This window comes from Streptococcus wuxiensis (assembly GCF_040888245.1).
GTDB lineage: Bacteria > Bacillota > Bacilli > Lactobacillales > Streptococcaceae > Streptococcus > Streptococcus wuxiensis.
In genome coordinates, this window is sequence record NZ_JBFNFE010000003.1 from 115416 (window position 1) to 128326 (window position 12911).

Here is a 12911-nt window from a genome sequence, read left to right on the forward strand (position 1 = left end):
CGGAGAATAAATGAACAAATTTTTACGGGTACTATTTATTTTAGTTATTGTCGCCATGTTGGGTGCTTCTGTTCTACAAATCTTTCTCCCATCATATATGGGAGAGCATTCTGGTTACGGTATTTCTGCAGGATGGCAAAAAGAAATTGGAATTTGGAATCTAGCCGTTTTAATTATTATTCTTGCTGTTAATATTAAATACGATTGGTTTTACCTGAGAATTGCCCTTCTTGCCCTCATCATTGGTGGTATAGGAATAGGAACAAATCATTTGTTAAATTTTATTGAATATCATTCTCCTGTTAATGCGATTGGTGCTATCGAGAATTATTTACTCGTATTTGGTTGGATTATAGGATGGTTTATTGAAAATAAAACTATAAAACTCAAAAACTCTTTATAGACATAAAATTTACCAAAAACTATTTTTGTACTCACATAGTTAGGAGACATATGAAAAAGTTATATACTCTTATCGCTACCTTCTTGCTTCTTATCTTTGTGACACCCCTACAATCCATCGATGCAGGTGTCGGACATTCTCGAAGTGGTAGCTCTAGCCGCAGCAGCTCTCGAAGTAGTAGCAGTAGCCGAAGTCGTTCTAGTAATAGTTCTTCTTCACGAAGCAGTTATCATTCTAACAATAGATACTCAAGTTCAGGAGGTTCTCTAGGGACCGGAATGAACATTCTTATCATGTTTGGTGTTGGGGCTTTCCTACTCTTCATGCTCATCAAATATTTGAGTGACCAAAATTCGTCATCTGGTAAATCATATGGAAACTCAACTGGATACAATGTTGAACCAACACTTCACCGTCGAGTTGAAAATAACACCTTGGCTATTAATCGTGTACACCATGGTGATCCAAACTTTGATGCGGATGCTTTCACTTCATGGGTTAGAGAAGTTTACATCCAATTACAGGCAGCCTGGACTAAAAAAGATTGGAATTTGGTGCGCTCACTTGAAAGTGCTAGCCTCTATTCTCAACACAGTGCTCAACTGGAAGACTATATCCAATCTCAAACAACGAATGTTTTGGAACGTGTTTACGTTGAAAATGTTCGAATCAAAGATTTCTACGAAAATCCAGATGGAAATGATACTTTAGTGGTTATCCTTTCATCTACTTTGAGAGACTATGTCATCGAAGATAAGACTCGTAAGGTTATCGAAGGAGATCCTCAACAAGATCTATTTACAGTTTATCAAATGAACTTCATCCGCAAACATGGTAGCCAAACTGAAAACAATGTTCAAGATGAAGCTGTTAGCGACCACTGTCCAAACTGTGGTGCTCCACTTAGAATCTCAGCTATAAGTCAATGTGATTATTGCGGAGCTGAACTCACACGTAGTCCAAATCAATGGGTTCTTGATACCTATGAAGTTGTGGATGAAGACGAACTTTATAATTAGGAGGAAATTATGGGATTTATTCGTGCTGCCCTTTCAGCTGGGCTAAATAGTTTTAATGATAGCAAATTCAAGGAAGCCGTTGTACTTCCAGACCACATCTCTTCAGACGTCATGGCCATCAAGGGACAATTGCTTACAAAAGATCCTGACGGTGGTTCAAGACAAAGCAACCAAAATACTGGTCTTTTAACAGACGGTTCTGTTGTTATTGTCCCTCAAGGATATGTTGCTGTCCTTGTCAATAACGGTACCTTCCTAGGGGATGTACTTGAAGCTGGAAGCCATGAATGGCGTGCAGGTGATAACGCTTGGCTCCTTGAAAAAGGTGGAATCAAGGGTACTTGGGAAAACTTTAAAAACCGCTTCTCTTTTGGTGGACAAGTTATTACTCGACAAGAAATCATCTTTATCCGTATGCAACCAATTGCAGGGAATAAATTTGGTACCCAAAATGCTGTAGAGTATTTCAGTGAACGTTACCAACAATTGCTCAACATTCGTTTTTACGGATTATTTGATATCAAGGTTGCTGATCCAGTTCTTTTCTATGTTAGCTCTATCAGCCAACAAATTGAAGATCATAAACCATTTACAATCCAAGATATTGCTCAAGGAACACTTCGACAAAATATCTCTCCAAAAATCGCAATTGCTATCGCTAAGTATACCAATGAAAACGGAGTTGATATCTATAGCCTAAATGCTAACCAAGACACTTTCAATGAAGTAGCTAAACAAGAAGTTAATAAGGTTTGGACAGGACTTTATGGTATTGAAGCAACCAATATCTTGCTTGAAGACCTCAGCTATGACCAAGAAAGCCTAGAAATTGTTCGTAAACTTGATAGCGAACTTGTTGCTATGAAATATAATACCATTGAGATTGAAGAACGTCGTGCTCGTAACGAAGCTCTCATTGCGGCAGCCAATAACGAAGGTAATGGCAATGGTATGAACATGTTTATGGGTATGAATCTTGGTCAAACTCTCGGTGGCCAACTCACCCAACAAGCTCAGAATCAAGCTCCGGTTCAAAACAATGGACAAGCTCCAGCTCAAAACAATGGACAAGCCACAAGTAAGAACTTTTATATCGAGGTCGATGGCAAGTACGTATTAGTAACCAAAGATGAAGAAGGAAACATCGTTCCTGTCAACTAATCTCACTTCCCTGATATTTGAGAAATCTTACGACTTATGATACAATAAAGAGTAAATTATTTTATTAAAGAGGTAAAAACATGATTGAAGCAAGTAAATTAAAGGCTGGTATGACCTTTGAAACAGCTGACGGAAAATTAATCCGCGTTTTGGAAGCTAGCCACCACAAACCAGGTAAAGGAAACACTATCATGCGTATGAAATTGCGTGATGTCCGCACTGGTTCTACTTTTGAAACAAGCTACCGCCCAGAGGAAAAATTTGAACAAGCGATTATCGAAACTGTACCAGCACAATACTTGTACAAAATGGACGATACAGCTTATTTCATGAACACTGAAACTTACGACCAATACGAAATTCCTGTTGTAAATGTTGAAAATGAATTGCTTTACATCCTTGAAAATTCTGAAGTTAAAATTCAATTTTATGGAACTGAAGTAATCGGTGTAACAGTACCTACAACTGTTGAATTGACAGTTGCTGAAACTCAACCATCTATTAAAGGTGCAACTGTTACCGGTTCTGGTAAACCAGCTACAATGGAAACTGGACTTGTCGTTAACGTTCCAGACTTCATCGAAGCAGGACAAAAACTCGTTATCAACACTGCAGAAGGAACTTACGTTTCTCGTGCCTAATCTCTAGAAAGAGGTCATTCTATGGGAATTGAAGAACAATTAGGCGAAATCGTTATCGCCCCACGTGTACTTGAAAAAATCATTGCAATTGCTACAGCTAAAGTTGATGGTGTCCACTCTTTTTCAAACAAATCAGTGTCTGACACCCTTTCAAAACTTTCACTCGGCCGTGGCGTCTATCTAAAAGAATCTGATGAAGAACTAATAGCTGATATCTATCTCTATCTTGAGTATGGTGTCAAGGTTCCTAAGGTTGCAATGGCTATTCAAAAAGCTGTAAAAGATGCCGTTCGTAATATGGCTGATGTAGAACTCAATGCTGTGAATATTCACGTTGCTGGTATTGCACCAGATAAAACACCAAAACCAGCATTAACAGATTTGTTTGATGAGGACTTCCTCAATGACTAGTCCATTATTAGAATCTAGACGCGAACTACGAAAATGTGCCTTCCAAGCACTGATGAGTCTTGAATATGGTTCTGATATTGAAACTGCTTGTCGCTTCGCTTATACTCATGATCGAGAAGACGACGAGGTAAAACTCCCTAGCTTCCTAATCGATCTTGTATCTGGTGTTCAAGCTCAAAAAGAGGAACTAGATAAACAAATCACTCAGCATTTAAAGGCTGGTTGGACGATTGACCGTCTAACCTTAGTAGAAAAGAATCTATTGCGTTTAGGAGTCTTCGAAATTACTTCTTTTGATACTCCTCAACTCGTAGCTGTGAATGAAGCTATTGAGCTTGCAAAAAGCTTTTCAGATAAAAAAACAGCCCGTTTCATCAACGGACTGCTCAGTCAATTTGTAACTGAAGAAAATTAAATATAAGAAGTGTTTGATAGATATCAAACACTTTTTTATTTGTCACCTCAAATTTCTATCTAAAAAAACGATCATAGATTAAATTAGAGAGAAATAACCAGATGAAATCTGCATGAATGAGAAAGTTAATAAAACTATGGCACAGGATGGTGATTTTTAAATTCTTTGTCCAACGGTAGACTAAAGCAAAGAAAAGACCAGAAAAACTATAAACCATCAAGCTGATGGGATCGCGATGGGACAATACCAAATGACTAAGCCCAAATATAAGAGCTGATAAGATGACATCCAAATAGTATTTGGACTTAGGAAAGAAGGAATTCATAAAATATCCTCTATGAACTAGTTCCTCCAATATAGGGCCCAAAATGACAACTGAGATAAAAGAGAAGCAAGTCGTTAAAATAGTAGATTGCTCACTGAAGGATAGGACCGAAAGAAGGTCTTCAAAGATATAGTTGTTATTAATGAAGCGACTAAACTGTAAGTAAAAAGCACTTAACAACTGACGGACAAAATAAGCAGCCACTAAACTAACTAAAAGGTAAAAGAATCTGGATTTCTTCGAGCCCTTTTTTTCAAAAATATAGAGCATTCTTTTCTTTTTAAGCCAATAGATAAATAGTCCTAAAAGAGCTAGTTGCTCTACTGCTACAATAATAGAATAGCCATCCATACCCCAGACAAACATCTTAGCCAGATAAAGACTACTGAAATCTAGTAGATAAATTGATAGGAATACCAGTAATGTATAGATTCCCAAATGACCTAGTTTTTTCATACTTACTCCTAAAAAGCTTTGTTGACTTATTTTTATAGCACACGTATCCCTTGTTATATTAACAGATATTTTTACAAGAGTCAATTTTTCATACTGAAATGTATTTTATAGAATCGAAAAAGCTAGAACTATATCTTAGTCCTAGCTTACTTTTTAGTATTTTCTAAAGCGTTGGTAACGTTCCTCAATGAGCTGCTCTAGTGGCAGTTTACCAAGTTCATCAAGTTCTGCTCGGAGTTGTTCTTTGACTTGCTTGATCAGATCTTTACTTGATAGACCTACCTCAGAGATAACCTTATCAACAATTTTCATATCTAGCAATTCGAAAGAAGTAATTTTCATCAACTCTGCAGCTTCCATAGCACGACTGCCATCCTTCCAAAGAATAGACGCAAAGCCTTCAGGACTGAGAACTGCATAGATCGAGTTTTCTAACATCCAAACACGGTCAGCTACTGCAAGAGCTAAAGCCCCTCCTGAGCCACCTTCACCGATAATAATGGCAATAATTGGCACCTTAAGATCACTCATCTCCATAAGGTTACGAGCAATAGCTTCACCTTGACCACGCTCCTCTGCTCCGACACCAGGATAGGCACCAGCCGTGTTGATAAAGGTTACAACAGGACGACCAAATTTTTCAGCCTGCTTCATCAAGCGAAGGGCTTTTCGATAACCTTCAGGATGAGGTTGTCCAAAGTTACGGTTAAGATTATCCTGTAAGCTTTTACCTTTTTGAATTCCAACAACAGTTACTGCTTGGTCTCCCAACCAACCGATACCACCAATAACAGCACCATCATCTCGGAAAGAGCGATCACCATGTAGCTCTACAAAGTCATCAAATATTCCTGTTGCGAAGTCCAAGGCAGTTAAGCGGGTTTGTTCACGTGCTTCTCTGACGATTTTTGCAATATTCATCAACAATCCCCCTTATGTAACCTTACTAATCGAGCAATCATATCTGGCAATTCTCTCCGTTTAACAATCGCATCCACAAATCCATGTTCTAACAAAAACTCTGCCTTCTGGAAATCCTCTGGCAAATCTTCCCTTACGGTATTTTCAATGACACGACGTCCAGCAAATCCTACCAAACTTTGAGGCTCTGCCAAAATAATATCCCCTTCCATAGCAAAGGAAGCTGTAACACCACCAGTTGTTGGATCAGTAAGGATTGTTAGGTAAAAGAGACCTGCATTGGAATGACGTTTGACTGCTGCAGAGATTTTAGCCATCTGCATCAAACTCATGATTCCTTCTTGCATACGTGCTCCACCAGATGCTGTAAACAAGACGACTGGTAATTTTTCAGCTGTCGCATATTCAAACAAACGAGTGATTTTTTCACCAACTACTGTTCCCATAGACGCCATGATAAAGTTAGAATCCATGATTCCAAGAGCAACTTTTTCACCCTTAATCAAAGCAGTTCCTGTAACAACAGCCTCATCAAGACCTGTTTTTTCACGCATAGAGGCTAATTTTTTCTGGTAGCCTGGAAATTCCAATGGATCTTGTGTCTCAATTCCTGTAAACATCTCTAGGAAGCTTCCCATATCAATGGTTAAAACAAGACGCTCTTGAGCTGAAATACGGAAGGTATAGCCACAGTGAGGACAAATACGGTCACTCCCCAAATCCTTTTGGTAAATGGTATGTTTACAACCTGGACATTTTGAGAAGAGTTCGTCTGGAACCTCAGGCTTGGCTTGGGGCTTTTCTCTAAGTGAACGATTGGGATTAATTCGTATATATTTATCTTTTTTACTAAATAGAGCCATACATCCCCCTTTTCAGTCTCATATTCTTTTTACATTATTCTTTTTCTTGATAGTGTGGTAAGAAAGTTTCCATCAAGAATGAAGTATCGTAGTCCCCTGCTATCACCCGACGATCTGAAATCAAATCGAGTTGAAAATCAGCATTGGTGACCACCCCTTCAATTTCGAGTTCATAAAGAGCTCTTTGCATTTTCATGAGTGCATCAAAACGATTTTCACCATGAACAATAATTTTAGCAATCATACTATCATAGTATGGTGGAATGGTATACCCCGGATAAACTGCAGAGTCAACACGCAAGCCAACACCACCGCTTGGTAGATAAAGATTGGTAATCTTACCAGGGCTCGGTGCAAAATTAAAGGCTGGGTTTTCTGCGTTGATACGGCACTCAATAGCATGTCCTTTTAGAACAATGTCTTCTTGTTTCAGAGTCAAAGGTTGACCTGACGCAATACGGATTTGTTCCTTGACAATATCCACACCAGAAACAAATTCGGTTACTGGATGTTCTACTTGGACACGAGTATTCATCTCCATAAAGTAGAATTTCCCAGTTGCTTCATCTAGTAGAAATTCGATGGTCCCCGCATTTTCATAACCAACAGACTCCGCTGCACGGACTGCTGCAGCACCAATTTCATTACGCAGTGTTTTCCCGATAGCAATCGAAGGACTTTCTTCTAAAACCTTTTGATTGTTCCGTTGAAGCGAACAGTCACGCTCACCTAGGTGAATCACATGTCCCATCTGGTCAGCAAGAATCTGTACCTCAATGTGGCGAGCAGGATAAATCACACGCTCGAGGTACATAGCCCCGTTACCAAAGTTTGCTTTAGCTTCACTAGAGGCTGTTTCAAAGGCTGATACAAGGTCTTCTGCCTTTTCAACCTTACGAATTCCTTTACCACCACCTCCAGCTGAAGCTTTCAGCATAACTGGATAACCAATTTTTTCGGCAACAGCAAGCGCTTCTTCTGCAGTATGGACTTCTCCATCTGATCCTGGAATGACAGGCACATTAGCCTTAATCATTTGAGCACGGGCGTTAATTTTATCTCCCATGACATCCATTACTCGAGCTGATGGCCCGATAAATTTGATACCGACTTCTTCACACATAGTTGCAAATTTGGAATTTTCACTTAAAAAACCAAATCCAGGGTGAATAGCTTCAGCTTCAGTCAAGACCGCAGCTGATAGGATGGCATTGATGTTCAGATAAGATTCTGTAGCCTTCCCAGGGCCGATACAGATAGCCTCATCAGCCAAAAGCGTGTGGAGAGCTTCCTTGTCAGCAGTCGAATAGACAGCGACTGTTGCGATTCCTAACTCTCGTGCCGCACGAATAATACGAACAGCAATTTCACCACGATTGGCAATTAAAATCTTACGAAACATGGAAAACCTCCCTAGTTTCCAATAGCAAAGGTCAGAGTACCGCTTGCTGCAAGCTTACCATCTACTTCTGCCTTCGCTTCTACTACTGCAATTGTGCTACGACGTTTGACAAAAGTTGCTGTCATGACAAGCTGATCACCAGGAACAACTTGTTTCTTAAACTTAACCTTATCCATACCAGCATAGAAGACAAGCTTCCCTTTGTTTTCTGGTTTAGACAATTCCAAAACACCTGCTGTTTGTGCCAAGGCTTCCATAATGAGGACTCCAGGCATAACTGGGTATTGAGGAAAATGGCCGTTGAAGAAAGGTTCATTAATTGTTACATTTTTAATAGCAACAATTGTATCTTCACTAACTTCTAAGACACGATCTACTAAGAGCATGGGATAACGGTGTGGCAAAGCTTCTTTAATTCCTTGAATATCAATCATTTGATACGTACCAAGCCTTTCCCAAACTCAACCATTTCTTCATTTTCAACAAGAATTTCTGTTACGACACCGTCTTTAGGTGCTGGAATTTCGTTCATAACCTTCATAGCTTCAATGATGACCAAGGTTTGGCCTTTTTTAACAGTATCACCGACTGAAACAAAATTAGGTTTGTCTGGTCCGGCAGCTAAGTAAGCAACTCCGACAAGTGGACTTTCTACAAGGTCCCCCTCCGCTACAGATTCAGTAGCGCTTGTTTCTGAAACTGCTTCTACAGCTGGTGCAGTTTGAGCTTGTGGTGCAACTGTAGGTACAGCTGCTGGAACTACAGGTTGAGGTGCTGGACTTGTTTCTGCCACAAGTTTCGCTTCATTCTTACTGAAGACCAACTCGTCCGTTCCATTTTTATAAGAAAATTCTTTCAAGCTTGATTGGTCAAATTGTGCCATCAAGTCTTTGATTTCATTTAAATTCATTTTTACTTATTCTCCCAACGTTTGAAAGCAAGAACTGCATTATGTCCACCAAATCCAAAAGTATTTGAGATAGCATAAGGAATTTCATGTTCCAAGCCTTGTCCATAAATAACGTTTGCTTCAATGTAGTCTGACAATTCTGTAGTTCCAGCTGTCATCGGTACATAGTTGTTACGGATTGCTTCAATTGTTGCAATAGCTTCAACTGCACCTGCTGCACCGAGCAAGTGGCCTGTAAATGACTTGGTTGAAGATACAGGTACTTCCTTACCAAGAACTGCTACGATAGCACCACTCTCTCCCTTTTCATTAGCAGGAGTTGATGTACCGTGAGCATTGACATAAGCTACTTGGTCTGGTGTGATTTCAGCTTCCTCCAAAGCAAGTTTGATAGCTTTAATAGCACCTTGGCCTTCTGGATGTGGTGAAGTCATATGGTAGGCATCACAAGTGTTCCCATAACCAACAACTTCCGCTAGGATAGTTGCTCCGCGTTTTTCAGCATGCTCTAAACTTTCAAGGACTAACATCCCTGAACCTTCACCCATGACAAATCCATTACGGTCTTTGTCAAATGGAATAGAAGCACGAGTTGGATCCTCTGTTGTTGAAAGAGCTGTTAAGGCTTGGAAACCAGCGATCGCAAATGGAGTAATTGAAGATTCTGATCCACCAACCAACATGATATCTTGGAAACCAAATTTGATAGAACGGAAGGCATCTCCGATAGCATCATTTGATGAAGCGCAAGCTGTGTTGATAGATTTACAGATACCATTAGCACCAAAGCGCATAGCTACATTTCCTGCAGCCATATTTGGCAAGGCTTTTGGAAGTGTTAATGGTTTAACACGTTTTGGTCCTTTTTCGTGAAGTCGAAGGACTTGGTCTTCGATTTCTCTGATTCCACCGATACCTGATGCAACGATGACACCAAAGCGGTCTTTATCAAGTGCTTCTACGTCAAGATTAGCATGGTCAACTGCTTCTTGAGCAGCATACAAGGCATACAAAGAATAATCATCGAAACGATTGGTATCTTTTTTTACAAAATATTTGTCAAAAGGAAAATCATTAATCTCTGCTGCATTATGGACGTCAAAAGCACTGTGATCAAACTTGGTGATTTCACCAATCCCAATCTTTCCATTCTTTAAACTGTTCCAAAATTCTTCTGGCGTATTCCCAATTGGAGATGTTAATCCATAACCTGTTACTACTACACGATTTAGTTTCATTTTCATACCTCTATTTTAACTCTTATTGCATGGTAAGTCCACCATCAATTGCAATGACTTGTCCCGTTAGATAATCTTGGCTTGCAAGAAAGGCTGTGACCTCTGCCACTTGCTCAGCTTGGCCAAATTGTTTCATCGGAATTTGTGCTAGCATGGCATCTTTTACCTTATCAGATAGGACTGCAGTCATATCTGATTCGATCATTCCTGGTGCAATGGCATTGACACGCACATTACGATTAGCCACCTCACGTGCTACTGATTTGGTAAATCCAATTAGACCAGCCTTAGAAGCAGCGTAGTTTGCTTGACCGATATTTCCCATCAAACCAACGACACTAGACATATTGATAATGGCACCTTCACGTGCTTTTATCATCTGTTTCAAGACTGCTTGCGTCATGTTGAAGGCTCCCGTTAGATTGACTTTCAAGACCTTCTCAAAATCTTCTTCTGTCATCTTCAGCATGAGAGTGTCTTGAGTAATCCCAGCGTTATTCACTAGGACGTCAACTGAGCCTAGCTCTTCAATGGCTTGGTCTACCATACGTTTTGCATCTGTGAAGTCTGAGACGTCACCAGAAATAGCAAGAACCTTCACCCCGTAAGGTTTAAAATCGTCTAGAAGCTCCTCGGAGATTTCACCACGACTATTCAAGACAACGTTGGCTCCCAAGCTGGCAAATTTATGAGCAATGGCGAGACCAATTCCTCGACTTGAGCCTGTAATAAAGACATTTTTCTGTTCTAGTTTCATTTTTCTCCTTTCAGAACTTCTACTATTTTGGTCTAATTTTCTAAGAGTGCTAGCAAACTTGCTTGATCTTCCACATTAGCAAGTTGAGCAGTTTTATCAATCTTTTTGACGAATCCTGACAAGACTTTTCCAGGGCCAATCTCGATAAAACGAGTGACTCCCGCTTCTTGCATGACTGCAATGCTCTCATAAAAACGAACAGGTTCCTTAACTTGACGAGTCAAGAGTTCTGCAATTCGTTCTTTTTCCATGACCTTTGCTTCTGTATTACCAACAAGTGGACAAGCAAAGTCATTAAACTCAACATCTTCTAGAGCTTGAGCTAATTTTTGACTAGCAGATTCCAATAAGCCTGTATGGAAAGGTCCAGAAACATTTAGCGGAATCAAACGCTTTGCTCCTGCTTCTTGCAAGAGTTCGACTGCACGATCTACCGCCACTACCTCTCCACCAATAACAATTTGACTGGGGGTATTGTAGTTAGCTGGAGTCACAACACCAAGTTGAGAAGCTTCTTTACAAGCTTGTTCAATAACTTCAACTGGAGTATTGAGTACGGCTACCATTTTACCAGACCCAGCAGGTGCCGCTTCTTCCATATAAGCTCCACGTTTAGCAACTAGTGCCACTGCATCTTCAAAATTCAAAGCGCCACTAGCTACAAGGGCTGAATATTCTCCAAGAGACAGACCTGCCACCATATCTGGTTGGTAAACCTTCTCCTTTAGTAGTCGGTAAATGGCAACGGATGTAGCCAAAATAGCTGGTTGTGTGTAACGAGTCTGATTTAGCTTCGTTTCATCGTTATCAATCAAGTCACGAAGATCATATCCTAAGACCTGGCTAGCTTGATCGATTGTTTCCTTGACGATAGCATATTGGTCGTATAGCTCACGTCCCATTCCAAGGTACTGGGCTCCTTGACCTGCAAATAGAAAGGCTGTTTTAGTCATTTCTTGTAACTCCTGCCCAACGAGCGGCTTCTTCCTGTATTTTCTTAGCTGCACCGTAGTAAATATCTTTTAAGATTTCTTCAACAGTTTCTTCTTTCGAAACCAGACCTGCAATCTGACCAGCCATCACTGAACCACCATCCACATCACCATGGACAACAGCCTTAGCTAAGGCTCCAACTCCCATTTGTTCAAAGATTTCTAAGTCTGGATTTTCTTGTTTAAAGGCATCTTTTTCAGCTTGCTCGAAATCACGAGTCAATTGGTTTTTGATGGCACGAACTGCGTGTCCAAAATGTTGTGCTGAAATCGTTGTATCAATATCACGAGCTTTTAAAATCTTAGCTTTGTAGTTTGGATGAGCATTTGATTCTTTAGCAACTACAAAACGAGTTCCTACTTGCACAGCTTCCGCACCAAGCATAAATCCAGCAGCAGCTCCCTCACCGTCTGCAATACCACCTGCAGCGATTACAGGAATTGAAACAGCCGCCGCAACTTGGCGAACCAAGGTCATAGTTGTTAATTTACCAATATGTCCGCCGGCTTCCATACCTTCAGCAATGACGGCATCTGCACCGATTTTTTCCATGCGTTTAGCCAAAGCTACACTTGGGACTACAGGAATAACGGTGATTCCTGCTTCATGAAATCGCTCCATATATTTACTTGGATTTCCTGCGCCAGTTGTGACTACCTTAACCCCTTCTTCAATCACAAGGTCAACAATATCATCAACAAATGGAGACAAGAGCATGATATTGACACCAAAAGGCTTGTCTGTTAAAGATTTAATCTTATCGATGTTGGCTTTAACCACTTCCTTAGGTGCGTTTCCTCCACCAATGATACCGAGACCACCAGCTTTTGAAACAGCTCCAGCCAAATCGCCATCTGCTACCCAGGCCATTCCACCTTGGAAGATAGGATATTTAATATTTAATAGTTCAGTGATACGTGTTTTCATATTGCCTCCATAAGTCTTGCTTACGTAATAGTTCGACTTTATTATAATTTGACGGTCAAACTATTACCT

The 12911-nt window shown here is 40.2% G+C and carries 16 protein-coding genes; 6 read left to right on the forward strand and 10 right to left on the reverse strand.

Annotation, left to right across the window (positions count from 1 at the left end):
* Positions 1 to 10: 10 nt before the first annotated feature.
* From AB2B47_RS04995 to nusB, 6 genes are all read left to right on the forward strand, one after another.
* Positions 11 to 403, forward strand: a complete 393-nt coding sequence (locus tag AB2B47_RS04995; RefSeq protein WP_320693769.1) for a hypothetical protein — start codon at positions 11 to 13, stop codon at positions 401 to 403.
* 50 nt (positions 404 to 453) lie between these two features.
* Positions 454 to 1422 (forward strand): zinc-ribbon domain-containing transport protein, encoded by a 969-nt coding sequence (locus tag AB2B47_RS05000; RefSeq protein ID WP_320693770.1) that lies wholly within the window; start codon positions 454 to 456, stop codon positions 1420 to 1422.
* Between the two features lie 9 nt (positions 1423 to 1431).
* Positions 1432 to 2583: an SPFH domain-containing protein gene (locus AB2B47_RS05005; RefSeq protein ID WP_320693771.1), complete on the forward strand. Its 1152-nt coding sequence runs from the start codon at positions 1432 to 1434 to the stop codon at positions 2581 to 2583.
* Between the two features lie 80 nt (positions 2584 to 2663).
* A complete protein-coding gene (gene efp / locus AB2B47_RS05010; RefSeq protein WP_004251910.1) occupies positions 2664 to 3224 on the forward strand; it encodes an elongation factor P in 561 nt (186 codons plus the stop codon).
* A 21-nt stretch (positions 3225 to 3245) separates the two neighbouring features.
* Positions 3246 to 3635, forward strand: coding sequence for an Asp23/Gls24 family envelope stress response protein (locus tag AB2B47_RS05015; protein WP_006152170.1), 390 nt, complete (start codon positions 3246 to 3248; stop codon positions 3633 to 3635).
* Positions 3628 to 4050: a transcription antitermination factor NusB gene (nusB, locus tag AB2B47_RS05020; RefSeq protein WP_006152273.1), complete on the forward strand. Its 423-nt coding sequence runs from the start codon at positions 3628 to 3630 to the stop codon at positions 4048 to 4050. Before AB2B47_RS05015 ends, nusB begins: the two co-directional genes overlap by 8 nt.
* 55 nt (positions 4051 to 4105) lie before the next feature.
* Here nusB and AB2B47_RS05025 read toward each other — a convergent pair whose 3' ends face one another.
* From AB2B47_RS05025 to fabK, 10 genes are all read right to left on the reverse strand, one after another.
* Positions 4106 to 4831 (reverse strand): CPBP family intramembrane glutamic endopeptidase, encoded by a 726-nt coding sequence (locus tag AB2B47_RS05025; RefSeq protein ID WP_006152011.1) that lies wholly within the window; start codon positions 4829 to 4831, stop codon positions 4106 to 4108.
* Between the two features lie 153 nt (positions 4832 to 4984).
* Positions 4985 to 5752: an acetyl-CoA carboxylase carboxyl transferase subunit alpha gene (locus AB2B47_RS05030; RefSeq protein WP_004251895.1), complete on the reverse strand. Its 768-nt coding sequence runs from the start codon at positions 5750 to 5752 to the stop codon at positions 4985 to 4987.
* Positions 5752 to 6615: an acetyl-CoA carboxylase, carboxyltransferase subunit beta gene (gene accD / locus AB2B47_RS05035; RefSeq protein ID WP_006151790.1), complete on the reverse strand. Its 864-nt coding sequence runs from the start codon at positions 6613 to 6615 to the stop codon at positions 5752 to 5754. The genes AB2B47_RS05030 and accD overlap by 1 nt, the downstream gene beginning before the upstream one ends.
* Positions 6616 to 6649: 34 nt before the next feature.
* Positions 6650 to 8017 (reverse strand): acetyl-CoA carboxylase biotin carboxylase subunit, encoded by a 1368-nt coding sequence (gene accC, locus AB2B47_RS05040; protein ID WP_000488670.1) that lies wholly within the window; start codon positions 8015 to 8017, stop codon positions 6650 to 6652.
* An 11-nt stretch (positions 8018 to 8028) separates the two neighbouring features.
* On the reverse strand, positions 8029 to 8451 hold the full coding sequence (gene fabZ, locus AB2B47_RS05045) for a 3-hydroxyacyl-ACP dehydratase FabZ (RefSeq protein WP_006151514.1): 423 nt from the start codon (positions 8449 to 8451) through the stop codon (positions 8029 to 8031).
* Positions 8448 to 8927 (reverse strand): acetyl-CoA carboxylase biotin carboxyl carrier protein, encoded by a 480-nt coding sequence (gene accB, locus AB2B47_RS05050; RefSeq protein ID WP_006152160.1) that lies wholly within the window; start codon positions 8925 to 8927, stop codon positions 8448 to 8450. The genes fabZ and accB overlap by 4 nt, the downstream gene beginning before the upstream one ends.
* Positions 8928 to 8929: 2 nt before the next feature.
* Entirely contained in the window at positions 8930 to 10165 is a 1236-nt protein-coding gene (fabF, locus tag AB2B47_RS05055; protein ID WP_320693772.1) for a beta-ketoacyl-ACP synthase II, read from the reverse strand.
* Positions 10166 to 10187: 22 nt separating this feature from the next.
* A complete protein-coding gene (gene fabG / locus AB2B47_RS05060; RefSeq protein WP_006151891.1) occupies positions 10188 to 10922 on the reverse strand; it encodes a 3-oxoacyl-[acyl-carrier-protein] reductase in 735 nt (244 codons plus the stop codon).
* A 32-nt stretch (positions 10923 to 10954) separates the two neighbouring features.
* On the reverse strand, positions 10955 to 11875 hold the full coding sequence (gene fabD, locus AB2B47_RS05065; RefSeq protein WP_006152016.1) for an ACP S-malonyltransferase: 921 nt from the start codon (positions 11873 to 11875) through the stop codon (positions 10955 to 10957).
* A complete protein-coding gene (gene fabK / locus AB2B47_RS05070; RefSeq protein ID WP_006152294.1) occupies positions 11868 to 12842 on the reverse strand; it encodes an enoyl-[acyl-carrier-protein] reductase FabK in 975 nt (324 codons plus the stop codon). The genes fabD and fabK overlap by 8 nt, the downstream gene beginning before the upstream one ends.
* Positions 12843 to 12911: the final 69 nt, after the last annotated feature.